Here is a 23098-nt window from a genome sequence, read left to right as displayed (position 1 = left end):
GCGCGCTCAGAGCCCCCTGAGCAGCTGGGCGGCCGCGCGGGGCGCGTCCAGCACGGTCTCGAACGCACCGCGCACGCCTTGGGCCTGTCCGAGCTGGGTCTGGAAGGTCTCGTTGGCCTTCGCCATGTTGCTCTGCACCAGCTCGTTCAGGTCGTGACCGAACCCGGACTTGACGTCCGAGTCGTACAGGAAGCCGACTTCCTGTCGTTGCAGAGCGACATTGTCGATCTGGGTGTTCGCGTCGGAGTTGATGGCCGTCACCATCATGTCGCCGGTTTCCCGGTGTGCGGTGACCCGCTCGGAACTCATCCCCATTGCCTGTCTCCCTTCCGAGTCACAACCTGTTGGCGAGGTTGTAGTCCACTGATTTCTGTACCGTCCCGGCCGCGCTCGAGTCGTAGTCGAGGATGACGTCGCCGCCCTTCGTCATGGCGTCCGAAGTATCGGTCGCCACCCCGACATTGAAGGTGGTCGTCCCGTGCCGCGACGTGTCCACGTCACACATGGCGGGAACGAAAACACCGCTGCACGCGGAAGCTCCGTTCTCGACCGCTTTCGCGACCTGCGTCGAACCATCCGCCATGCCCTGGCCGAAGTCTTGGTGACGCACCGCTTGCGCACGCAACGCGGTGACGTCGTCGTCGATCAGATCCCAATACGACATGCTCGGTTCTCCTTTCCGTACCTGTCCTCCGGAATCTAGGCCGCCCGGCCGCCGTATCCCGGCCCGCGGCAAGTTCCTGCCAACGCCGTCTGGTGCCGCTCGTTTTCCCAGACGATCGGGACCGTGGCGACAATCATGGTGAAACGGCCGAGCCGTCGGCCGGCTCCGGAAATGCCTGCCGGCGAGCTGATCCTGCAGCCGCCGCCGGAGATCCCGCCGCCGCCCGCGCGGCAGTGGACGCAGATCTTCATGGTGCTGCCGATGGTGGCGATGATGGCGGCGATGCTGTTGATGTACTCCGGCAGCATGACCGGGCAGATCCGGTTCGTCATCTACGGCCTGATGGGCGTCGGCATGCTCGGGATGGTCGTCACCGGCTTCCTCCAGGGTGGTGGGCCGAGCAAACGAGAGATGGCCTACGCCCGGCGGAAGTACCTGCGCCACCTGTCCCAGCACCGGCTGCGGCTGCGCCGGTCGGTGCGAAGGCAGCGCGAGGCGATGGAGTACCTGCATCCGGATCCCACCACGTTGTGGTCGCTGGCTTCGAGCTACCGCCTATGGGAGCGGAGGAAGAACGACCAGGACTTCGGCATCGCCCGGATCGGCCGGGGCCCGCAGACGCCTTCACTCGGCCTGATCGCGCCGGACACCAAACCGCTCGAAGATCTGGAACCGTTGTCGGCGCTGGCCTTACGCCGGTTCATCACGACGTACACCACGGTGCACAGGCTGCCGATCGCGATCGCGGTCAACGGTTTCAGCCGGATCTTCCTCCGCGGCGACCGCACCACGTCACTCGGCGTCCTGCGCGCGATGCTGGCGCAGCTGGTCACCCTGCATTCCCCGGACGACCTCCGCATCGCGGTCTGTGCCGGGCAGGATCGGGTCGTCGATTGGGACTGGGTCAAGTGGCTGCCACATGGGCTGCATCCGGAACGCACCGACGCGCTCGGCCCGCTGCGCCTCGTCGCGCCGGGCATCCAGGCGCTCGAGTCGATGTTGGAAGAGGAATTGGTCAAACGTCCGCGCTTCGACCCCGAGGTGGACGTCCGGGTTCCCGGCCCGCATGTGGTGGTCGTCCTCGACGGCGGCTCGATCGCGGGCTCCGACCACCTGATGACCGGTGGTGGTGTCGAAGGGGTGACGGTGGTCGACCTCACCACGATGCCCCCGCGCGCGCTGGACCGGACCTCCGTGGTGCTCGCGGTGGACGCCGAGGGTGGACTGGTCAGCGAAACCATCGACGGGGAAGCCCCGCTCGGGCAGGCCGACACGCTCGGCCCTGCGGCGACGGAGGGGCTGGCCAGGCAACTGGCCCCGCTCCGGCTGACGGCGGGTCTGCGCGGTGAGGCCACGCTGACCTCGGAACTGGGACTCGCCGAACTGTTACAGCTCGGGGATCCCTACGAATTCGACCCGGCCGACACCTGGCTGCCCCGGCCGAACCGGGACCGGCTGCGGGTGCAGCTCGGGATCCAGGAAGACGGCACCCCGATCGAGATCGACCTGAAGGAGTCGGCCCAGGAGGGAATGGGCCCGCATGGCCTCCTGATCGGCGCGACCGGTTCCGGCAAGTCCGAACTCCTCCGCACCCTCGTTTTGGCGCTGGCCGTCACCCATCCGCCGAACTCGTTGAACTTCGCCCTTGTCGACTTCAAGGGCGGTGCCACTTTCGCCCGTCTGGACGCGCTTCCGCACACCAGCGCCGTGATCACGAATCTCGCCGACGAGCTGCATCTGGTCGACCGGATGACCGACGCGATCAACGGCGAGCTCATCCGCCGCCAGGAACTGTTGCGTGCGGCGGGAAATTTCTCTTCGCTGCGGGACTACGAGAAGGCACGGGCGGCGGGCGCCCCGCTGCCCGAAGTACCTACGCTCCTGGTGATCTGCGACGAGTTCTCGGAACTGCTGTCCGCCAAACCCGACTTCATCGACATGTTCGTCCAGATCGGCCGAGTCGGCCGCTCGCTGGGGGTCCACCTGCTCCTTGCCTCACAGCGGCTCGACGAAGGCAGGCTTCGCGGGCTCGAAGCCCATCTGTCCTATCGCGTCGGATTGCGGACCTTCTCCGAAATGGACAGCCGTGCGGTCCTCGGGGTGGCCGACGCGTTCCACCTTCCCCGCGCTCCCGGGCACGGTTTCCTCAAGGTCGGCACCGAGCCGATGGACCGGTTCCGCGCCGCCTACGTCTCCGGGGTCTACCAGCGCGACAACGGGATCCCGGTGCCGTCGACCGGACGGGAACAGCTGCAACTGCACGAATACACGACGGCCTATGTCGCTCCGGAGGTCGGTTCCGACGAGGTGGCGGAAACCGTCCCGGCCGAAGACCAGGACACAGCCGTCGGCGAGACGCTCCTCGACATCCTCGTCGACCGGCTGGAGGGTCAAGGCACCCCGGCGCACCAGGTATGGCTGCCGCCGCTGGACGAATCGCCCACTCTCGACGCGCTCCTGCCCGGCCTGACCGTCCACCCGGGACGTGGCGCGACCGCCGGCCCACCCGAACTCGCCGGGGCATTGCGGCCGGTGCTCGGGATCGTCGACCGGCCGTTCGAGCAGCGCCGCGACCTGCTGACACTCGATCTGTCCGGCGCCGCGGGCCATCTGATGGTGCTCGGCGCGCCGCAGACCGGCAAGAGCACCGCCGTGCGCACGCTGATCACGAGCCTCGCTCTCACCCACACCCCGCGTGAAGTGCAGTTCTACTGCCTGGACTTCGGCGGCGGCACGCTCGCCTCGATCAGCGGCCTGCCCCACGTCTCCGGCATGTCCGGGCGGCTCGACACCGGCGCGGTCCGCCGCACGGTCGCCGAGGTGGCCGCCCTGCTCGCCCAGCGGGAACGGATGTTCGCCGAGCACCGGATCGACGGGATCGCCACCTACCGGCGGCTCCGGGCGGGCGGCGGATTCCCCGAAGACCCGCACGGCGACGTGTTCCTGGTGGTCGACGGCTGGCTGACGCTGCGGAACGACTTCCCCGAACTGGAAGAGACCGTCAACGACATCATCGCGCGCGGCCTGTCGTTCGGTGTGCACGTGGTGGCTTCGTGCACACGTTCCTTCGATCTGCGGATGAACGTGCGGGATCTGTTCGCCAGCAGGCTCGAACTCAAGATCGGTGACCCGATCGACTCGGCCATCGACCGACGCGCCGCGATGAGCGTCCCGTCCGGAGCACCGGGCCGGGGGCTCGCCATGCAGGGGCACCAGATGCTGATCGCCCTGCCTCGTGTCGACGGGAAGGCCGAGGCGGGCGATCTCGCCGATGGGCTCGCCGCGCTGGTCGAAACCGTCCGCACGGGATGGCCGGGTGAACCCGCGCCGTCGGTCCGCCTCCTGCCCGGCGTCCTGCGCTACGAGGAACTTCCCGAATCCGACGAGATCAGCGGTCCCGAGGCGGGCCTCGCCGTCGGGATCCACGAAAAGGATCTTTCCCCCTTCCGGCTCGACTTCACCGCCGACCCGCATTTCCTCCTCCTCGCCGACACCGAATCGGGCAAGACCTCGTTCCTGCGGCTGCTGGCACGCCGGATCACCCGGGCCTATACCCCCGAGCAGGCCAAGATCGTGCTCATCGACCACCGCCGCGGCCTGCTCGGCGAGGTCGGGGACGACCACCTGCTCGCCTATGGCACCAGCGACACGCACAGCCGTGGCCTGCTGACCGAATTGGCCGGGATCTGCGAAAAACGGCTGCCCGGCCCGGATATCACTCCGGAAGAATTGCGGGCGCGCAACTGGTGGCAGGGCCCGGAGATCTTCGTCCTGGTCGACGACTACGACATGGTGGCCACTCACAAGGAACATCCGTTGCTACCGCTGCTGAACCTGGTCGCGCACGGGGCGGACGTCGGTCTTCACCTCGTGCTCGCCCGCAGGACCGGCGGCGCCGGGCGCGGGATCTTCGAACCGTTGTTCGGCCGGGTCAGGGAAGTCGGCGCCCCCGGTCTGATGATGTCGGGTGACCGGGACGAAGGCCCGTTGCTCGGCGGGATGCGGGCGCAGGTGCTGCCGCCGGGCCGGGGCTGGCTGATCGACCGGCGCGGGAGCAAGGGCCTGGTCCAGCTGGCCTGGCTGCCGCCGGAGGAGTAGCTCTGGCCGGTTCCTGTCGCGGCGGCCTGCCGGGGCGGGCGAAGTGATTGCCTTTCGGCGAAGACTCGAATTCAGGGGTGGAAAATGGGGCTTGGCGATGAGATCGACGGAGACACCAGTGCCATGGAGGTGTTCTCCCAACGGGTTTCGGCGCTCGTCGCCGAGGTGCCCGGCGGAGCACTCCGTCGTGGCGTGGATCCGGCGTGCGCCAACGGTCTGGTTCAGTGTGGCGACCTGGCCGGCATGGACGCCGAAGTCACCAAACAGCTACAGAAGTTCATCACGGACGTCATTTACGGGTTCAGTGCCTACGCCCTGTTCGTCCGTGACGAAGGCGTGAAGTACCTCGCGGCCGCCGAAAATGCCAAAAAGACCATTCTCCAGGGTCTGCGCGACCGGCAGGACACCGGACTGCCGACCGTCGCGCCGGAGTTCCCGGTCCCAGCGGACCAGCCGAAGTAGGAGGATTCCGATGGCGTACGAAGGGCTCTCGGTCGACCAGTTGCTGAAGCGGATCGAGGCGGAACTCCCGCATGTCAACAGACTCGACGACGCGGCGAAGATGTGGGACGCGGCACGGGAATGGATCGACGACAAGCTCGCTCGTTTCCGCGGCGAACTGCAAAGCCTCAGAAGCGAAGGCGGGTGGACGGATACCGCGGGTGAGCTTTTCGCCGCACAGGCGGAAAAGGACCTCGAGTCGTTGCGCTCGTGGACCCAGGCCACGGCCGAGGTCCCCGGCTATCCGATCCCGATGTACAACGACAACACCAACCTCGGACAGGTGGGGATCTCCGTCGGCTCCACGGCGGGCATAACCAGGTCCGGCGTGGCCGACGCGCTGCGAAAGCTGGCCGGTGACATCCAGACCACGTACAACAACGTGAAACTCCTGCGCGATGACTTCCACCTCAAATACGGCGCCGACGCCGACGCGAAAGCAAAGCACGAGCCGGACTACCAGCGGAAGATCATCGATCATCTCACCTCGCTCGGAATCAACTACTTCAGCGCGCAGTACGTGATGAGGAACGCACTCGGCGCACCGTGGAGCGGGCCCCGTGCGGCACCGCAGAATCCGGCACCCACCGCGTCCACGACCGACTGGGGCACCGGCGGGGCGGGCGACGGAACGAATGGCGCCGGGACGGACGGGACGCCGGTCGAACCGGCCGCGCCGACCGAACCGACCACCCCGGATTCCCCGGAAGACACCGGAGATCCGGATTCCCCACAAGAGATCATGGCCGCCGCTTCCTCACTACTGGACAGTGGCTCCCAGGCGTTGGACGCGGCAAGCGGGCTGCTGGGGCAATTCGGTGGTGGCAGCACGGATCCGACCGGCGACCTGACCCCCCTCGAACCCGGCGAATTGACGCCTTGGAGCCCGCTGCCCGGAATCGACCCCCTCGGCACGTCCGGTTTGCCCAGCCTGGCAGGCCTCGACGCCGGCGCGGCTGGCATCGGCGGCGGAGGAGGTGGCGCGCCGTCGACGGCGGGCCCAGTGCCCGTATCCGGCACGGCAGGCCTCGGCGCTTCGATGCCGGGAGCACCGCTTCCCGGGACCGGAACGACGGCGGGGGCGACGGGCGCGTCGCGCGCTGCGGCAGGAGGGATGGCAGGCCCGGGGATGATGCCCGCAATGCACTCGCCGCATGCCGGCGGGGGCGGTTCGTCGAGCGGGATCCGGCCCGGAGCCGCCGAGCAGGTCAACGCCGTCCGGTCGCGGAAGCCCGACAGCACACCGGGTGTATCGCTGCGGGGCCGGACCGGACGAGCCGGCGCCACCACCCCGCCGCCCGCCGCCGAACGGCGATGGGACGGCGAGAACACCGTCCAGTTGCTCGACGAGGAACTGTGGCAGGTCGGCCCGACCGGGTACGACGAACCGAAGTACCGCACCGGACAGTAAAGGAGGGGGCTCATGCCCGATTTCGTCGATGGTGACCCCGAAGCGATGGCCGCCTACTCGGGGCAGCTCAAGGCGCCGGACCTGCCGGGTTCGTTGAGCAGGCTGGGACACGGCCTGAACGCGTCCGGGTTGTTCGAGGGCATCGCGATGTCCTTGCTGGACAAGGCCGCGACCGCCGAGATGACGGCCTTCCTGACGAAGATCACCGAAGAACTCGTCACGGATTCGACGAAGGTGAAGACCATCGCCGCCGGCTACACGGCCGCGGACGCGGCGAGCGCGCTGTCCCTGGCCACGTCGTCCTTCAAAGTCGCGGAGAAGGGCTTGAGCCTGCTGAAGCAGGCATCGAGCTCGATCAGCCAGGCCCCGAAGTCCCAGAACGAATCCACCGAGGCATCTGCGGCCGACGGCTCGCAGGCGAGTGTGTGAGGAGCCACCGATGATTCCCTACCAGCTGCTCCCCATCGAAATGCACGACGCGATGGCCCGTGCCGAAGCCGGCAAGGCCCAGGCCCTGCTCGATGCCGCGAACATGTGGACCGAAGTGCGCGGCTGGATCGACACCACCGCGGCGGAGATCAGCACCCGGGTCGGCGAGCTCTCTCCGGAATGGACGGACGACGCCGGGCGGCTGCACGAAGAGCAGGCCCAGCGAACGCTGGCCGAACTCAAGTTCTGGGGCGACCGGATCGATCTGGCCAAACCCGCCGAAACGCTGACGACGCTCGCTTCCGACGTCACGGCGACCGCGGCGGCGGTGGCGGCTCTCTACGCGGAGTACCGGCTCATCGCGCTCAACCCGCTCGCCGCGCCCGCGGCTTTCGCACTTCAGCAGGCATCGGGCATGAAGATGACCGAACTCGGGGGGCATTTCGACCTCTCGATGCTCAGTGTCTGCGCGGCCGCGGGGATCGAGTCCCCGGCAGACCTGTTGCCCGAGCAGCAAGCCGTCTCGGCGGAGGGAAACTCACCGACGGACTTCCTCGCCGCCGCCGAGGCCGGGATGAACGCGCTCACCGAACTGCAGAGCCTCGCGGAGACAGCGGGATCGTTCGGCGGCGGGGCAGGATCCGGGCTTCCGGCATCCGAGGGCCTGAGCGGGCTGGGTTCGCAGAACGGCTCGTCCGGGATCTCCTTGGCAGGGCTCGCTCCCCTGCCGCCCACGGCGGGCTCGCTCCCGTCGCTCGGCGGTCTCCCCGGCGGTTCCGGCGTCCCGCCGATTCCGTCGGGGCTGCTCGGCGGGATCGGTGCGGCCGGCGGGCTCGGCGGGCTCGGCGGCGCGGCCAAACCGGTCGTCGGAAAGCGGGCCCCCAGCCTGGCGTCCGAGGTCCAGCCGGGCGCCGCGAGCCCTTCCGGGACCAAGTCCGCGGGGACGGGGGTTCCACCGATGATGTCGCCCCACGGCGGCGGGGGCCAGGCCACCGCGGGCACGCTGCGGCCCGGCTCGAGCGACCAGCCGACCGGGCGGAACGGCGCGTCACGCAGGACGTCGTCCGGGGGAAGCGACGGTGTTCCGGCGAAGCTGCGCGGCCGGGCCGCCAACGGCAATCCGGACGCCGGGTTCACGCTGACGCGCGGACGGCGGCCAGGTGAGTCCGAGTCGGGTTCGGTGCAGATGCTCGACGAAGACCTGTGGCGGCCGAACTCCCGCTGAGCCGCTTGTACGTGAAGGCCCCCTTCACTGCGCTAGACGCAGTGAAGGGGGCCTTCACGTCGTTCCCGTATCTCGCGTGATTGGGGGCGTAACTCGCGTGTTGTGCCTTCAAGCACGCGAGTCACGGTCAGCGGCGGGTCAGCCGCCCAGGGTTTGGCGCCGCGCGGCGGCCGGGTCGAGGCTCGGGCCCTCGGGCAGGCGCGCGACCAGACCGGCGGGAAGGCGCACCGGTCGCGCCGATGGGTAGCCGAGCATCTTCAGCACGTCGGGTGAAGCCAGCGGATAGCGGCGCCCCATGTCGGTCACGACGGTCAGCGTCCCAGCCGGGGCCTGTGCGGAGGGCATCGCCTCGACGACGATCGCGCTGCCCGGCGGAACGTGGACGCGGTCCGCGAGCGGGGTCCCGGCGGCGGTCCGGCGGGCGGTGGTGGACATCGGGTCCGCGGCGGGCAGTGCGGGGTCGACGGTCAGCGCGGGCGCCGCGGAGCCGTCGCCGAAGGTGGCGCACACGGTGGCGTCCTGGTCGCGCACGCGCGCGATGGCCGGACGGGTCGCGGGTGCCGCGCCGGCGTCGGCCCGGACCGGGTCCAGCTGACGGGACATGGTCGCCAGCGAAGGTGGCAGCGGCACGGTCTTCGGTTCGGTACCGGGATAGGCGGCGAGCATCTGGGCGCTCGCGCGCTGGACGTCGTACTGCAGTTCGGTGATGGGGCGCAAAGCGTCCCGCTCGGCGAGGTAGTGCTGCTGTCCGCCGCCGGAGGTCCGCACCATCAGCAGCATCCCGTTCCGGATGTCGGTCCGGCCGGGTACCGCGGTGGACACCTCGCCCGCCGCCGCGACCGGGAGCGGGCCGATCGGCGTGCCTTCCGGGAGCACGTCGAGCCACGCCCGGCCCACCCGCGCCCACGGTTCGGCGGTGAGCGCGAGCCCCGTGCCGACGGCGCCGTAGTCGTTGATCCGGTGCCGATGCCCGCGCCACACGACGAAGCGGTCGCCGGTCGACGTCGATTCCACCAGCAGCGCCTGGTCTCCCAGTTCCGCGCCGCCCGACGGCGACGCGCCCGCCAGCAGTACCGATTCCTCGATCCGGCTGCCCGCAAGGTCGCTCGCGGGCGCCGAGCACAGCGACCATGATCCGGTGAGCAGCTTTTCCGGGCCGGGCAAGCCGTCCGGCGCGTCGGCGATGCCGATCCGGGGCCCTCGCGGGACTCCGGCGAGCGAATCGCGCGAAACCCGTTCCGTGGTGCCGTGTTCGCCGAGCAGCAACAGCGCGGACGCGTAGTTCGCGACGGGGTGCAGCCGTTCGTCCAGGTAGACGTACCGCGTCCCGCTCTCCTTCTCCACGATGACGGCGGCGTTCTTGCGCCAGGCGTTGTTCCCGCCCGGCACGATCATCCCGTAGACCCCGACGCACGCCAGCGCCACGATCGCCAGTGCGACACTGGCGAACGCGGCACCGGACGGCCGCCGGAACGGTGGCTGTTCCGGGTCGGTCTCCCTCGTCACGAGCGCGGAGATCGCGCGCTGTACCAGGAATTGGTACGCCTGCAGTTGATCCCGTTTGGACGCCATCGTTTCAGCCCCCCAGTCCGCGCACGTAGCCGTACAGGCCGAGCACCGAACACGCCACCGGGACGACGGCGATCGTCACCAGGATCTCGAAGTATTCGGCGATCCGGCCGAGATACGGGTTGGCGGCGCGGGTGCTCAGCACGACGCCGGAGGCGATCACGCCCGCCGCCACCGCCAAGGACAGCGGCCCGGCCAGGACGAGCAGCAGCGAACGGTCCGCCATGAGCGGGCCGGCCAGCAGGCACCCGGCGCCGAAGATCCCGGTCACCAGCACCAGCAGCCGCTGCCGCAGGATCGGGTACAACCGCGCCCGCACCAGGAAACCCGCCGCGAGCAGGGCGACGAGCACGACGGCGGCCTCGCTGTCGCTGCGGATCAGCTGCAGCTGGCAGTACATGACGACGATCGCCGCGCCGCCCAGCATTCCGGTGAGCAGCGCGTCCGCTCTGGCGACGGCGGCGTGCACGAGATCGAGCGGTGGCTGGGGATCGTCGCGGACCAGGTCCGCGGTCGACCGCGGCAGCACCGGCATCGGCACCCGGCCGAGCCGCAGCGCCAGCGGCGCGAACGTGGTCGAGAGCACGAGGACCCCGCCGCCGAGCACGGCCGCCGACCGGTACCCCGCCAGGTCGTCGAAGGTGGCCAGCCAGCCGCCGAGCACCCCGAGCAGACCGACGGTGGCGGCCCCCGCGAACAGTTCGGGCGCGGCGACCACCCCCAGATGGCCGACGACGGCCGCGAGCAGCAGCGCCGCGCTCGCCAGCAGCAGATGACCGGCGGACAGCGCGCCGATCGGGTCGTCGCCCGCCAGCAGGAGACCGCCGCCGGCGAAGGCGAACGGAAGCGCGACGGCGGCGAGCACCGCCCCTGCACCGGCGTCGCGCAGCGCCCGCGCGAGCAGGACACCCGCGGCCAGCAGCAGCGCGGAGACCGCCAGCGCCCAGGACGCCGGTGACGTCCACGGCGGGCCGGCGCGCAGTACGGCGAGCAGACCGAAGGACATCGCCACCCCGCCGGCGGCCAGGCCCGCCTGCCGCGTGTGCCGCGGCCCCCAGGCCTTGCCGGTGCGGCCGGAGCCGGTGGCGATCGCGTCCACCAGGTCGTCGTACTCGGGCTCCGGCCATTCCGCGCGGCGCGGCGTCAGATGGAGGATCTCCCCGTCCCGGACCCGGTGCGCGCCCAGCGTCCGGTCCAGATCGAAGGGTGTCCCGTCGGCGCGGCGCAACTGCCAGCCGCCGCCGGCGACCCCGTCGTCGGCCATTCCCTCGCCCGCCCGCGCGAGCAGGCCGGGGAGGATTTCGGCGACGGACGCGTGTTCCGGCAGCGCCATGTCGATGCGCCGGTGCGGAGTGGTGATGGTGACCCTGACCAGGCCGGCAGTCTGCATGGGAAAAGGGTCGGCCAGCGGCCCGCGCGCCGGGCCGCCGCGGCAGGAACCTGCCGCCGGGAAAGTACTCCGAATCGGGTCTTCTTGCGCGACAATGGGGTCATGAGCATCGAGACAGGAGTCGGCGGACCGAGGCTGCTCGCCCAGGGCCCCATCGCCACCGTCTACGCGGGCCGGGATCCCGCCACGGGCAACGACTTCGCGATCAAGATGTTCCCCGGCGCCTTCGACCGCGAGACCTCCGCGTGGCTGGAACGCGAACGGAAGGCGCTGGCCGCCGTGCGCTCGACGCGCTCGGTGCTGCAGATCGACGACGTCCTGACCGACGCGGGCGGCCGATCCGGGATCCGCCGCGAACTGTGCCCTGGTTCACTCGCCGGTCTGCTGGATTCCGGTGCCAGGCTGGGTGTTCCCGACGTGCTCGCGCTCGGCGCCGCGATCGCGTCGGCACTCGCCGCGGCGCACGGCGCGGACGTCGTGCACGGCGGGGTGAGCCCGCACAACGTGCTGTACCGCGCCTCCGGCGAATTCGTGCTCGCCGATTTCGGGGTGGCCCTGCGTCGGCGATTCCCGCGCGACCCGATGTACGCGGTCGAGTACACCGCGCCGGAAACCCTGCGCGACGACACGCTTTCCCCCGCGTCCGACCTTTATGGACTCGGCGCGGTGCTCTACGCCGCGTTGACCGGCACACCGCCCTTTCCCCGGCACACCGGGCAACAGCCCGGTGAACGGATCCTCCAGGTGCTACGGGAACCGGTCGCGCCGATCCAGGACCCGGGCGTCCCGAGTGAGCTTTCCGCCACGATCTTTCGGTTGCTGGCCAAGGAACCGGCCGACCGGCCGCAGGACGTCGCGTCGCTGGCGCGGTTGTTCACGAAGCTGCGGCAGCCCGGCGGCGAAGTCGTCACCGGGGAACCTGTCGACGTATCGGCCGAAGAAGAAGACGCCGACGTCGAATTCGACGACTTCGCCGTGATCCGGCAGCCCGCCGCCCCGTCGCCGGTCCAGGTGGTGCGAACGCCGCCCTCGGGCGGCCGGACCCTGATCCGCGAGTTCAGCGGTCCGCTCAAGACCGAGCGACGGCTTCCCTGGAAGCCCGTCGCGCTGGCGGGCGCCGGAGTGCTCGCCGCCGGGCTGGCCGTGGTGCCGCTGGTCCTCGTCCCGGCGGAGATCGGCGGGCAGGCCGTCCCGGTCGCGGCCGCGATCCCGCCGCCCGCACCGGCTTCCGCTCCGGCGCCGGACGTCAAACTGGCTCTCGCCCCGCCGCGGGACCAGAGCGATCACGTGCAGCTGACCTGGACCGCGGAAGGCGAACTGGACTTCGTCGTGATCATGGCGGGCGAGCGGCTCGAGACGAAACAGCTCGTCGCCCACCGCCAGCGCAGTCTCGACGTCCCGGTCGACCCGGCGCGCCGGTACTGCTTCCAGCTCAGGGCGACCGACGGCCGCCACATCTACACCACCGAGCCGGTCTCGATCCGCGGCGCCCGCTGCAACCCGTGAGCGTTTCGTCTCGTGAGTGGTAAGGACGGTTCTAACCGTCCTTACCACTCACGAGGCCTTGGATCCCCCGGCCCGTCCCTTGACCGGCACCAGGGTTCGCGGCTCGAGTGCCGCCAGCACCCGAGCCGCGAACGGTCTGGTGGCCAGGCCCCGGCGTACCTCGCCGACTTCCTGCCACGCTCGCCGGACCGCGCCGTCGCCCACCGGGACGCCGGACCACAGCGTCACGTCCAGCACCTTGGCCAGCCTGGCGACCGGCTCGCGAATCCCCTCCCCGGCAAGCGATCCGGCCGATTCGGCGAGATCGCGCGGGGTCATCCCGATCCGGAACGGCACCCCGTGCGCGCGCAGCCGGTCACGGATCTCGTCCCAGGCGCCGAGCACCCCTTCCTCGCCGGTCCGGCGGCGGCGCCGTCGTGCGCGGATCACCTTCGCCGCCGGAACCCCCACGAGCCACAGGAGTCCGAAAAGGACGATCGCGCCGACGAGGGCGGGCCACCACCAGCTGACCCCCGCTTCCGCGTTCTGGTCTTCGGTGGAGTCCGGCTGCGTGCCCGGCGGGAGCTGAGGCGGCCGCAGTTGCTGTTCGGCGGGCAGCTGGGCCCTCGCCTTGGCGACCGCCTTGCCGGGGCCCGCCTGGCTCCGGCTCGATCCCACGGCCGCGGCGGTGGGGTCTAGCGCGACCCAGCCCGCCCCGGCGACCGCGACTTCGGGCCACGCCAGGACATCGCGGTTCCGGACGACGTGCGTGTCGCCGTCTTTCTCGGCCGAACCGCGGAATCCGACGACGAGCCGCGCCGGGATCCCGCTCATCCGCGCCAAGACCACGTACGCGGCGGCGAACTGCTCGCTCGTCCCTCGTTTGCTCTCCAGCAGGAAGTGCCGAAGCTGCGGCCAGCCGTGCCCGGTCGGCAGTTCCTCCGTGCCCGTCGCGACCTGGTAGTTCGTGCTGAGGAACCGTTCCAGCTGCAACGCGGACTGGAACGTCGGGCGCAGGCCGCGCACGGCGTCCTTCGCCACCTGCTCGACGTCGGGCGGCACCGCGCCGAGTCCGCCGAGCCCGCCCGGTGCGTGCGCGTCGACTTCGCCGGAGCCGAGATCGACCTCGGGTGACGACCAGCTGAGCCGGTAGTCCCGCACCGAGGTACTGGACGGCGATTCCAGCATCAGCGTGCCCGCGGACTGGTCCACCAGCGGGGTCAGACCGTCCACCCCGGTCAGATCCTGATGGCTCGGCAGCCAGGGTCCCGAAAGCCCGCGCACCTTGAGTTCGGCGCTGCCGCCCGCACCGCCGGGAGCGCCGTCCAGACCGGCGCCGAGCCGGTGGAGCCGGGAATCGGACAGCCAGTTCGCGCCGTCGAAACCGTTGAGCACGATCAGGCGCCACTGGTCGACCGGGGTGTCGCCGCGGTACCGGAACACCTCCTCGCCGGGCCGGATGAGCCGCTGGGCGATCTCGTCCAGCGGGTTGGCGACCCTGCTTCGCGGCGGCGGCGCGGCCTGGGTGTCCTTGAGCGTCAGCGGATCGCGGCCGACCGGATCGAGCACGGCGAACGCGACCGATCCGGCGACCAGGGCGACCACAGTGGACAGTGCGGGCCAGACCGCCGATCCCGTCACCCGCCAGGAACGCGGCACGCCGGGTGCCCGGCTCACGGACCGGACGCGGCGCCCCGACCACAGCAGGAGCCCGGCGGGCAGCGCGAACCCCAGCGCCGCCGCCACCGCGACGAGTCCCGTCAACGCCTCATACGCCTGCGCCAACCCGGCGACGGCCAGGCTGGGCACGAGCGCCACGAGCGGCTTCTTCAGTCGCAGCACCAGTTCAAGCCCGAGCACGACGGCGAGCAGCACCGACAGCGGCACGAAGAGCAGCTGTTCGGGGACCGGCAGCGCGGGCCAGGTGGACTGCAGCGTGAGCTGCCAGCCTTCGGTGAAGCCGCGCGCCAGCCCGCGCACCGAAGCGCCGGTCGGCAGGGCGGCGAGCGTGGTCGACGTCAGCACCGTCTCGATCAGCCCGAGCAGACCGAGCACCGCGACGAGCACGGGCCGATAAGGAGTCAGCTTGGGGAACTTCGCGGTCAGTTCGGCGCAGCCGTACGCGACCAGGACGACCACGAGTACCGGCACCAGCAGTTCCGCCCAGCCGAACACGGGCGCGAACAGCATCCCGGCGACGCCTGTCGCGCCGAGCAGCCCGGCGACCGCGAGCCGATCGAACCGGGCGCTCATGCCTTCCCCACCAAGGAGTTCCATTGGGCCGCGGCACCGGCGGCGTCGACCGCGATGATCAGTCCACCGGAGCCGGCCGACGGCCTGAGGTCACCGAGCCGGACCACGGTGTCGGGCCGCCAGCGGGCCGTGTGGCCGAGATCGGCGTCCGGGCCGGTGACCACCACGAGCACCCCGCCGGGGCGTTCGGCGGCGGCCAGGACCGAGGGCAGCAACGGCGCGTCGTCCGCCGCGTCCTGCGTGACGAGCGCGAGTTCGTCCAGCAGCGTCCTCGCCGCGCGCACCCCGCTGTCGGTCGGCGTGTCCGCGCCGGCGGAGGTGATCAGGCGGCAGTGCTGCCCCGCCGACGCCGACGCGTAGAACAGGGAAGCCGCCACCTCGACGGCCTCTTCGAAAACGGCGGGCGTCATCGACGCGGGCCGCGTGTCGAGCACGGTGGTGAACCGGGGCTGGGCGGGGTCGGCGTACTCGCGCACCATGAGCCGTCCGGTCCTGGCCGTCGCCTTCCAGTGCAGATGCCGGACCTCGTCCCCGATCACGTACTCCCGCACCGCGCGCAGATCCGCCGAACCACGCAGTGGCGGGTCGGTGATCGGGCCTTCGTGGTGGTGCCTCGGGTGCCCGGCCTGCGCCGCGCGCACCGAGTGCCGTCGCGGATGCACCCACAACCACGCGGAATCCCCGACGGTCCGGTCTCCGCGAGCGAGGTCGAACAGGTCGGGCCGATGCACGACGAGCGGGCCGACGCGCAGTTTCCCGCGTGTCGCCGTCGGGAGCTCGTAGTGGTACGTCGCTTCGGCGCCGGGTGCGAGCGGGCGGACCCGCAGTCGGTGCGTTTCGTTCCCGATCCCGTCCCCCGCGGCGAAACCGCCGTGCCGCCGCGAACCGGTGTTGCGCACGACGAGCGAGGCCAGCGCGGGTTTCCCCCGCTCGATCCGGTCCGGCTGGACGGTCCGGCCGATCTCGACCCGCGGCCGGAACCTGGTGGTGGCCAGCGCGATCAGCACCGCGCCCGCCGCGATCCCGGCGAAGGCACGGAAAAACGTGTACCCGGCCAGTTCACCGAGGGTGTAGGACCCGGCGGCGAAGGCCAGCACGATGACGCCGCGGCGGGTGAGCCGCACGCCTACCTCCCCATCGCGGCCATGGGAGCGGCCGTCGCGCCCAGGAGTTCGTCGACGATGTCGGCGGTCCGCCGCTGGTTGAGTTCCGCGTCGGGGGTCAGCACGAGCCGGTGGTCGAGTACCGGATGCGCGACGTCCTTGACGTCGTCGGGGGTGACGAAGTCGCGGCCGAAGGTGGCGGCGAGCCCTTGCGCCGCCCGGATCAGCGCGATGCTGCCCCGCGGGCTCGCGCCGTAGCGGACGTCCGGATGCGACCGGCTCGACGCGGCCAGCCGGACCGCGTAGTTGACGATTTCCGGTGCCAGATGGGACTTCCGGACCTCGTCGATGACCGACTGGACGTCGGCGATGCTCAGCACCGGCTTGAGTTCGTCCGGCGTGACCCCGGCACAGTCGCCCATCACGACGCGCATCTCGGATTCCAGATCCGGGTAGCCGACCGAAATCCGCATGAGGAACCGGTCCAGCTGAGCCTCGGGCAGCCGGTAGGTGCCCTCCAGTTCGATGGGGTTCTGCGTGGCCACCACGAGGAACGGCCTCGGCACCGCCTGGCCGACCGAATCGACGGTGACCCGGCGTTCGGCCATCACCTCCAGCAGCGCGGCCTGGGTCTTCGGTGTACCCCGGTTGATCTCGTCCGCCAGCACCACGTTGGCGAAGATGCCGCCGGGGTGGAACTGGAAGCGTTCGGCGTTCTGGTGGTAGACCATCACGCCGGTGATGTCGCCGGGCAGCAGGTCGGGGGTGAACTGGATCCGGCTCCACCGGCCGCCGATGCTGGCGGCGACACAGCGCGCGATCGTCGTCTTCCCGACGCCGGGCACGTCCTCCATCAGCAGGTGCCCTTCGGCGAACAGCGCCGCCACGGTGAGCCGGACGACCTCCGGTTTGCCGCGCACCACCGATTGCACGTTCTCGGCGATCTGCTCGTAGGCGACCCTGGGTGTGAGCGTCACAGAAGTTCCTTTTCCTTTCGTCGGCGCAGGCCGACCAGTGCCATCGGGCCGAGCCAGACCAGCGCGCCGCCGTTCATCGACGGCGAACCGGTCCAGCTGTCCGAACCTGTGCCCCCGGACGTCTTGATGGTGGCGGTCACCGTAATGGCGCCGAAATAGACCACGTTGTTGATGGGCAGACTGGTGGCACCGGAGCAGGCCTTCGAGGCCGAGACGGCGTCACCGTACTTCGCCTGGCAGGTCGCGGACGCACCCTTCCCGTTGGCCGTAATGTCGACGATCAGGCCGGTCCCCACCCGGACACCGGTGATGGTGATGGTCGGCGGATCCGACGGCACCGGCACGGTGACCTTCCGGCTGCCGGTGGCGCCGGTGAGCGTGGAGCCCGAACCGAACTTCGTCACCGCGCGGACCGTGACGGTCGCGGTGCCCGTGACCCCGGTGAATTCCGCGGACGTGCCCGAAACCGTGCGCTGGCCCTTGCCCGTCACGCTGACCAGGTAGTGCACCAGCGTGCCGCCGCGGAGGTCGGGCTGGGTCCAGCTCACCGAAACCTTGCCTGCCGCGGTGGCGTTCGCGGTGACGACCGGCGCCCCGGCCGGCCGGTTCGCGGGTCCTGGGATGACCGCCTTGGCGCTGGCGCCGGGGCCGATCCCCGCCGAGTTCTCCGCGACCACGGTGATCACATACGGGGTTCCGTTGCGCAGCCCGGAAATCGTCGTCCCTCGTGACGATCCGCCGACACGCGTGGACCCTCCGGTCCAGGTCACCCGGTAGCCGGTGATCCGCGCGCCGTTGTCCGCGGCCGGGCTCCACGAGACCTTGATCGAGCCGTCCCCGGACGACGCGCTCACCTTCCTCGGCGCGCCGGGCGGGGTCGCCTTCGCCACGGGCGGGGGCGCCTGCTGGGTGTTCGGCGGAGCCTGCTGCTGTTGTTGCGATGGCGGGGGCTGGTCGCCGGAGGGTTCCGGACCGGCCGACGGCGCGCCCGCGGTCTGGCTGCTGGCCGCCTTGTCGACGTCGACGTCGACCACCGTGCCGTCGTCGCCGTTGACGACCAGGACGTGCGAGCCGTCGGAGCTGTCGACGTAGATCCGGTTGTCCTCGCCCTTGGCCAGCCTCGGCGCCGTTCCCTGGCCCGGCACCTTCGTGGTCGACCGGAGCTTGCCGGTGGCGTCGTAGGTCAGCACCTCACCCCGGGTCTCGTCGACCATGGCGACGACGTTCGACGAGGAGAGCGGCCCGTTGAACCGGCTGCCCTTGGACAGCTCGACCGAAATCGGCTTCGCGGACGGGCGATCCTGGTCGAGGCCGCTGATGTCGATGAGGTGGAGCTGGTTGCGCTCCGGATCGGCGATGGCCAGCCGGTCGCCGACGGCGCTGTTGGCGACCTGCGCCGACGGCGAGAGCTTGATGCCGAGCGGAAGGCCGTCGCCGAGCCCGTCCGGGCCGACGCGGTGGAGGCTGTCGCCGGTGGTGTCGAGCACGACCGGCTGGTCGCCGACGAGCGTCAGCCCGCCGCCGTGTCCGGGCGGGAGCTGCGCGGGGCAGGTCATGACGGCGGCGCCCTTGGGCAGTTCGCAGACCGAGCCGTTGTCGACGCGGTGCGTCCACACCGTTCCCTCGGTCGTCGCGACCGGCCGGGACAGTGGCCCCCCTGCGGGCACTGTCGCGGCCGGGTCCCCGAGCCGCACGATCTGGCCGGCGTTGCGGTAGACCAGGTACGGACCGCCCGCGATCTCCAGCACGAACGGGGTTTCCGGCGCGGGCGGCGGCACGGACTCCTCCACGCTCAAGGTGGCCTTGTCGAACTCCGTGATGCGGTTCCGCTCGACCACGTAACCGGAACCATCTCCCTGCGCGACCTGGCTGCCGTTCGCCGCCGGCACGTCCGCGCGCGCGTCGACGCGGTTCGTCGAACCGTCGACGTGGAACGCGGACTGGGCGGCGTCGTTGTAGACCCAGTGACCGACCTGGACGAACTCCAGCCGCTCGGGGGTCGCCGCCTGTCCGGTCACGGCGAGGCCGACCAGCGCCAGGCAGCCCGCGACCACCAGCGCCACGGCCATTCTCGTCCTGGCCACCGCGCTGAACCGCTTCTCGGTGTTCACGCGATCAAGCTAGAGAGCGACCATGAAATTTCGATGAAACAGCCTGTCTCGCCGCTCGCGGGCGCCGTGTCATCGAAACCTCATGTTGGCCGGGGCAGCCTGAGGCGACACGGTTGAGGAGGCAGGACGATGACCGATCTCGGCGCGGCCAGGACGGGCGGGCGGTACCACGCGCCGCCCCCGCCGCTTCCCCAAGCCGCACCGGCCGCACCGCGGGCCGAGGCCATTCCCGATCCGCTCGCCTACGCCGCGCCGGCCGCGCGGGCCGCCGCCCGTGAGGCCGCGCTGGCCGCGCTCACCGCCGCTCGCCAGGCGGAGCAGCGACCGCGAGGATTCGCGGTGGTACCCGTACCCGCCACGGTGCCCGGTGCGCCACGGCCGAATCCACCGGCGCCCGTCGCGGTGCGGCGGTCCGGACGGTTCGGCGGGATCGGGGTGGCGCAGATCGTGTGCTGGCAACTCGTCCTCGTCGCGCTCGTCCTGGTGGCGGGGCGGCCATGGCCGCTGGCGGCCGCGGTGGTCACCGCCGCCGTCGTGGTCCTCGCGCTGACCACCGTGCGGATCCGCGGCCGCTGGCTCTACGCCTGGCTCGGTTCGGCGTCCGGCTATCTGACGCGGGACCGTGACCGGGATCTCCGGAACGCGGGAGAGGCGGGCCGGGCGCTGCTGCGCCTGCTGTCGCCGGAAGCGGCGGGGACGGCGGGCGAGATCGGCGACGAGACGGTGTTCATGGTCAGCCGTGCCGACGGGATCACCGCTGTGCTGCAACCGAAATCGGCCGTACGCGAACAGCCGATGCCGTCGCCGCTGACCTTGCTGCCGCCGGCCCGCGAACAGGCGTCGGACGTCGCCGCGCAGGTCATCCACCACGTCGGCGCGGACCGTTCACGGCCACCACGGGGCTGGGTCGCGTTGCAGGCGCTGCGCACCGTCGACGCCCACCGCGACGCGGATGTGCGGCAGGCACTCGGGAACACGGTCCGGCGGGTGCGGCGGCAGCTCCGTCGCGGCGGACTGCCGGTGCGGGCGCTCGCCGAAAACGAGGTCCTCGGCGTACTCGCCTCGCTGGCGCACGTCACGGCCGGCCGGGCGCGCATCCGTGAGGACTGGCGGTTCTGGCACAGCGGCCCGATCTGCCAGGCGACGTTCCGCCTCGACGGCTGGGACGCGCTTTCCCCGGTACTCGCGGCGGATCTCTCGCGCCGTCTGCTCGCCGCCGCTCCCGGGTCCGCGGTGACACTGGCCGTGACCGCCCGCCGGAGCGCCGCCGAGACCGAACCGCGCGTCAGTGCCTCGATCCGGATCGCCGCCGCGGGAACCCAGGCGGTGGAACACGCGGTGCGGGACCTGGAACTCGCCGCCCGCCGGGGCGGGCTCACCCTGGACCGGCTCGACGGCAGGCACGCCAAGGGAGTGGCCGCCACGCTGCCGCTCGGGGTCAGTTGAGCACGACGATCGCGGCGGTGAGCGCGGTCGCGTACAGCGTCCAGGCGAGGTACGGCAGCAGCAACGCGGCCGAAATCCGGGAAGACCGGCGGAAGTACAGAGCGGTGACGACGATCGCGACGTCGAGCAGGACGATGTCGGCGAGGGCGAGGCCGTAGGCGCCGGCCGCGAAGAACAGCGGCGTCCACGCGGCGTTCAGGACCAGTTGTACCGCGTACCAGGTCAGCCCCCGGCGGTCGCCACCCGCTTTCCAGTACAGCCAGCCCGACACCGCGATGGCGAGGTACAGAACCGTCCACACCGGACCGAACAACCACGCGGGCGGCGCGAACGACGGCCGTTCGAGTCCACTGTAGACAGAGCGGGCGTCGGCCGCGGCGAGTCCGCCGACGAGTGCGACCACCGCGACCGCGGCCAGGAACGGGAGGAACGCCAGCGGTGCGCGGAGTCGTCCTGGGATCGCAGTCATCTTTCGAGCGTACGGCCGCGAACACGCTCTCGCGCGCTCAAAACCCGATCGCGTCCGCGCGGGAACGACCCTGAGCTCGTCCGCGCGATGAACGACGACACTTTCCTTGCCCACGTGGCCGACACGCTGGCCGCGCTTCCTCGGTGCACGCCGTCACCCTCGGCGGGTCCCGCGCGCAGGACACGCACGGCCCCGGCAGCGACTGGGATTTCGCCGTCTACTACCGCGGCGGCTTCGATCCGGCCGACCTCCGGGCCGTCGGCTGGGACGGCGAGGTCTCCGAACTCGGCGCGTGGGGCGGCGGCGTGTTCGACGGCGGTGCCTGGCTCACGATCGACGGCAGGCACGTCGACGTCCACTACCGCGACCTCGGCTCCGTCGAACACCATCTCGCCGAAGCGCGGGAAGGCCGGTTCCACTGGGAGCCGTTGATGTTCCACCTCGCGGGCGTCCCGAGTTACCTGCCCGTCGCCGAACTCGCGGTCAATCGCGTGCTGCGCGGCGACCTGCCGCGACCGGACTACCCGGAAGCGCTGCGGGAAACGGCCCCGGCGATGTGGCGAGGCCGCGCCGAACTGACCCTGCGTTACACCCGTGGCGCCTTCGTCCCGCGCGGGCAGGCCACGGAGGTCGCGGGCGCGCTGGCCACCGCCGCGATGGCAGCGCGCGGGATTGCGCGAGATCGACACGGTCGTCGCGGGTTTGCGCGCGGACCCGGACGCCCTCGCCAAGGCGCTGGACGACGCGGAGACACTGCTCCGGACGGCCACCTGAACCCTGTGGCGCGTGTCACGGAATGACCGGCGATCTTCAGCGCTACAGAGAGATAAGACCCGTTCCGTACCAAGGGAGTGACATGTCCGCCACCGCCACGCCGGAAGAAACCGCTCTGGCCGTCCCCGCTCTCGACGACTTCGACTTCCCGCTCACCGATGGTGCCGCCTGCCGCATCGACGACCCGGACTGCGAAGCCTGCCAGTAGGGCTGCGGGCCACGTGTCCGTGAAGGCCTCCTTGCCTACCTTCAGGGTAGGGAAGGAGGCCTTCACGGCGTTTCGGGCACTAGCCCGGCCTCAGTTCGCTCGCCCGTCGACGGCCGCCACGATGAGCTCGGCGCACCGCTTGACCGGCAGGCCCCTTTCCCGGGCCATCGCTTCGAGGGCCGCCTGTGCGGCCTGCCCGTGCAGGCCTTCCGCGGCCAGCACTTTCAACGCCAGCTCGACGACGTCGGCGGCCGGCTGGGAATCGGGTCGGACCAGCATCGAAGAACCTCCGGCTCGCTCGGCGAACGGCACCGGGTACCCGCCCGGCGCCGTGTTCACACCCTCACCGCGAAGAGTTGCGATCCCTCCTGTCGTCGACGGCGGACCGCCGGACCTGCTCGGTGTGCATGCCGATCTCGCCGAGCCGTTCGGCGAATCCGGTGTGCTCGCGGGGCAGATGGGCGCGAAGGTCGGCCAGCGGCGCCAGAAGACCGGTGACGTCGTCCTCGCCGAGCACCGCGCTCAGCCTCTCGGCGCTTTCCTTGGCCTTGGCGTTCAATCCGTCCAGCGCGCCCGCCTGACCGGCCAGCTGCCGCAGGATCGCCGAGTTGCGCCGCGCCCACTCGGCCACCGCGCGATCACCCGCCCGCCGGTCTCGTTCCGCGTCGACCCGCGCCTCCCCCGTGCTCTCCCCGCCGTCGGACGGCCGCAACCGCAGGAACCGCCGCTCCGCCGCCTGACGGCTCGCGACCCCCAGCGCGGGGGCGAGCGCCGTCCAGCTGGTGCCGCCCGCGCGAGCGGCAGCGATCAGCTCCGGCTCCCAAGCCGCCAGTTGCTCACGGACCGTCTTCAACGCGACCAGCGCCGCCAGGAGCCTCTCCGGTTCCGAAACGCCGGAGCGGGCCTCGGCCACCACGTCGCGCACGGTGCGCACGGTCTGGGCGGGGTCTTCGTCCATGCCTGTCATCCAATCGACGACTCGACG

General features: G+C 71.0%; 20 protein-coding genes. 9 read left to right on the top strand and 11 right to left on the bottom strand.

Going from position 1 to position 23098, the window contains the following annotated elements; genetic code table 11:
* Nucleotides 1-6: 6 nt before the first annotated feature.
* A complete protein-coding gene (locus tag AC069I_RS10605; RefSeq protein WP_478225785.1) occupies nucleotides 7-315 on the bottom strand; it encodes a hypothetical protein in 309 nt (102 codons plus the stop codon).
* Nucleotides 316-334: 19 nt separating this feature from the next.
* Entirely contained in the window at nucleotides 335-664 is a 330-nt protein-coding gene (locus tag AC069I_RS10600) for a hypothetical protein (protein ID WP_478225786.1), read from the bottom strand.
* 123 nt (nucleotides 665-787) lie between these two features.
* On the opposite strand from AC069I_RS10600, the gene eccCa reads away from it, so the two are divergent.
* The 5 genes from eccCa (at nucleotide 788) to AC069I_RS10575 (ending at nucleotide 8328) form a co-directional block, all read left to right on the top strand.
* Entirely contained in the window at nucleotides 788-4762 is a 3975-nt protein-coding gene (gene eccCa, locus AC069I_RS10595) for a type VII secretion protein EccCa (protein ID WP_478265273.1), read from the top strand.
* Between the two features lie 84 nt (nucleotides 4763-4846).
* The gene (locus AC069I_RS10590; protein WP_478225788.1) at nucleotides 4847-5224 is read left to right on the top strand and encodes a hypothetical protein; all 378 of its coding nucleotides are present in this window, start codon (nucleotides 4847-4849) and stop codon (nucleotides 5222-5224) included.
* A gap of 10 nt (nucleotides 5225-5234) precedes the next feature.
* Nucleotides 5235-6674 (top strand): hypothetical protein, encoded by a 1440-nt coding sequence (locus tag AC069I_RS10585; protein ID WP_478225789.1) that lies wholly within the window; start codon nucleotides 5235-5237, stop codon nucleotides 6672-6674.
* Nucleotides 6675-6686: 12 nt separating this feature from the next.
* On the top strand, nucleotides 6687-7103 hold the full coding sequence (locus AC069I_RS10580) for a hypothetical protein (RefSeq protein WP_478225790.1): 417 nt from the start codon (nucleotides 6687-6689) through the stop codon (nucleotides 7101-7103).
* A 10-nt stretch (nucleotides 7104-7113) separates the two neighbouring features.
* Nucleotides 7114-8328, top strand: a complete 1215-nt coding sequence (locus tag AC069I_RS10575; protein WP_478225791.1) for a hypothetical protein — start codon at nucleotides 7114-7116, stop codon at nucleotides 8326-8328.
* 138 nt (nucleotides 8329-8466) lie between these two features.
* Here the strand turns inward: AC069I_RS10575 and eccB are convergent, their stop codons facing one another.
* On the bottom strand, nucleotides 8467-9900 hold the full coding sequence (gene eccB, locus AC069I_RS10570; protein WP_478225792.1) for a type VII secretion protein EccB: 1434 nt from the start codon (nucleotides 9898-9900) through the stop codon (nucleotides 8467-8469).
* A 4-nt stretch (nucleotides 9901-9904) separates the two neighbouring features.
* A complete protein-coding gene (eccD, locus tag AC069I_RS10565) occupies nucleotides 9905-11287 on the bottom strand; it encodes a type VII secretion integral membrane protein EccD (protein ID WP_478225793.1) in 1383 nt (460 codons plus the stop codon).
* 102 nt (nucleotides 11288-11389) lie between these two features.
* On the opposite strand from eccD, the gene AC069I_RS10560 reads away from it, so the two are divergent.
* Nucleotides 11390-12793: a serine/threonine protein kinase gene (locus AC069I_RS10560; RefSeq protein ID WP_478225794.1), complete on the top strand. Its 1404-nt coding sequence runs from the start codon at nucleotides 11390-11392 to the stop codon at nucleotides 12791-12793.
* Between the two features lie 48 nt (nucleotides 12794-12841).
* On the opposite strand, the gene AC069I_RS10555 is transcribed toward AC069I_RS10560, so the two are convergent.
* From AC069I_RS10555 to AC069I_RS10540, 4 genes are read right to left on the bottom strand one after another with little or no spacing between them, the layout of a single operon-like run.
* Nucleotides 12842-15025, bottom strand: coding sequence for a transglutaminase TgpA family protein (locus AC069I_RS10555; protein ID WP_478265272.1), 2184 nt, complete (start codon nucleotides 15023-15025; stop codon nucleotides 12842-12844).
* Nucleotides 15022-16149, bottom strand: coding sequence for a DUF58 domain-containing protein (locus AC069I_RS10550; protein WP_478265271.1), 1128 nt, complete (start codon nucleotides 16147-16149; stop codon nucleotides 15022-15024). Before AC069I_RS10550 ends, AC069I_RS10555 begins: the two co-directional genes overlap by 4 nt.
* Before the next feature lie 2 nt (nucleotides 16150-16151).
* Nucleotides 16152-17105: an AAA family ATPase gene (locus AC069I_RS10545; RefSeq protein ID WP_125673415.1), complete on the bottom strand. Its 954-nt coding sequence runs from the start codon at nucleotides 17103-17105 to the stop codon at nucleotides 16152-16154.
* On the bottom strand, nucleotides 17102-19216 hold the full coding sequence (locus AC069I_RS10540) for a fibronectin type III domain-containing protein (RefSeq protein ID WP_478265270.1): 2115 nt from the start codon (nucleotides 19214-19216) through the stop codon (nucleotides 17102-17104). Before AC069I_RS10540 ends, AC069I_RS10545 begins: the two co-directional genes overlap by 4 nt.
* Before the next feature lie 129 nt (nucleotides 19217-19345).
* Between AC069I_RS10540 and AC069I_RS10535 the strand changes: the two genes are divergently transcribed.
* Nucleotides 19346-20662, top strand: a complete 1317-nt coding sequence (locus AC069I_RS10535) for a type VII secretion protein EccE (RefSeq protein ID WP_478265269.1) — start codon at nucleotides 19346-19348, stop codon at nucleotides 20660-20662.
* Here AC069I_RS10535 and AC069I_RS10530 read toward each other — a convergent pair.
* Nucleotides 20655-21131, bottom strand: coding sequence for a TspO/MBR family protein (locus AC069I_RS10530; protein WP_478225799.1), 477 nt, complete (start codon nucleotides 21129-21131; stop codon nucleotides 20655-20657). The two genes, AC069I_RS10535 and AC069I_RS10530, sit on opposite strands and share 8 nt — an antisense overlap.
* A 143-nt stretch (nucleotides 21132-21274) precedes the next feature.
* Here AC069I_RS10530 and AC069I_RS10525 point away from each other — a divergent pair, with 143 nt between their 5' ends.
* Both AC069I_RS10525 and AC069I_RS10520 read left to right on the top strand, forming a co-directional pair.
* The gene (locus AC069I_RS10525; RefSeq protein WP_478225800.1) at nucleotides 21275-21931 is read left to right on the top strand and encodes a nucleotidyltransferase domain-containing protein; all 657 of its coding nucleotides are present in this window, start codon (nucleotides 21275-21277) and stop codon (nucleotides 21929-21931) included.
* 56 nt (nucleotides 21932-21987) lie between these two features.
* Entirely contained in the window at nucleotides 21988-22113 is a 126-nt protein-coding gene (locus AC069I_RS10520) for a hypothetical protein (protein ID WP_007031507.1), read from the top strand.
* A 90-nt stretch (nucleotides 22114-22203) separates the two neighbouring features.
* Here AC069I_RS10520 and AC069I_RS10515 read toward each other — a convergent pair whose 3' ends face one another.
* Complete coding sequence (locus AC069I_RS10515; RefSeq protein WP_478225801.1) at nucleotides 22204-22452, bottom strand: hypothetical protein; 249 nt, start codon at nucleotides 22450-22452, stop codon at nucleotides 22204-22206.
* Nucleotides 22453-22456: 4 nt separating this feature from the next.
* A complete protein-coding gene (locus AC069I_RS10510; RefSeq protein WP_340683454.1) occupies nucleotides 22457-23071 on the bottom strand; it encodes an HSP18 transcriptional regulator in 615 nt (204 codons plus the stop codon).
* Between the last annotated feature and the right edge of the window lie 27 nt (nucleotides 23072-23098).

The organism is Amycolatopsis sp. NPDC043885 (genome assembly GCF_056435685.1).
Note: the sequence above shows the minus strand (reverse complement) of the source record. Positions and strands in the feature narration are given on the sequence as shown.

What these genes read in the sequence shown, in the direction of transcription:
- AC069I_RS10580 (WP_478225790.1), top strand. Translation starts at nt 6,687, where the DNA reads ATGCCCGATTTCGTCGATGGTGACCCCGAAGCGATGGCCGCCTACTCG.
- AC069I_RS10575 (WP_478225791.1), top strand. Translation starts at nt 7,114, where the DNA reads ATGATTCCCTACCAGCTGCTCCCCATCGAAATGCACGACGCGATGGCC.
- AC069I_RS10590 (WP_478225788.1), top strand. Translation starts at nt 4,847, where the DNA reads ATGGGGCTTGGCGATGAGATCGACGGAGACACCAGTGCCATGGAGGTG.
- eccD (WP_478225793.1), bottom strand. Translation starts at nt 11,287, where the DNA reads ATGCAGACTGCCGGCCTGGTCAGGGTCACCATCACCACTCCGCACCGG.
- AC069I_RS10605 (WP_478225785.1), bottom strand. Translation starts at nt 315, where the DNA reads ATGGGGATGAGTTCCGAGCGGGTCACCGCACACCGGGAAACCGGCGAC.
- AC069I_RS10535 (WP_478265269.1), top strand. Translation starts at nt 19,346, where the DNA reads ATGACCGATCTCGGCGCGGCCAGGACGGGCGGGCGGTACCACGCGCCG.
- AC069I_RS10555 (WP_478265272.1), bottom strand. Translation starts at nt 15,025, where the DNA reads ATGAGCGCCCGGTTCGATCGGCTCGCGGTCGCCGGGCTGCTCGGCGCG.
- AC069I_RS10530 (WP_478225799.1), bottom strand. Translation starts at nt 21,131, where the DNA reads ATGACTGCGATCCCAGGACGACTCCGCGCACCGCTGGCGTTCCTCCCG.
- AC069I_RS10560 (WP_478225794.1), top strand. Translation starts at nt 11,390, where the DNA reads ATGAGCATCGAGACAGGAGTCGGCGGACCGAGGCTGCTCGCCCAGGGC.
- AC069I_RS10600 (WP_478225786.1), bottom strand. Translation starts at nt 664, where the DNA reads ATGTCGTATTGGGATCTGATCGACGACGACGTCACCGCGTTGCGTGCG.
- AC069I_RS10520 (WP_007031507.1), top strand. Translation starts at nt 21,988, where the DNA reads ATGTCCGCCACCGCCACGCCGGAAGAAACCGCTCTGGCCGTCCCCGCT.
- eccB (WP_478225792.1), bottom strand. Translation starts at nt 9,900, where the DNA reads ATGGCGTCCAAACGGGATCAACTGCAGGCGTACCAATTCCTGGTACAG.
- AC069I_RS10510 (WP_340683454.1), bottom strand. Translation starts at nt 23,071, where the DNA reads ATGGACGAAGACCCCGCCCAGACCGTGCGCACCGTGCGCGACGTGGTG.
- AC069I_RS10585 (WP_478225789.1), top strand. Translation starts at nt 5,235, where the DNA reads ATGGCGTACGAAGGGCTCTCGGTCGACCAGTTGCTGAAGCGGATCGAG.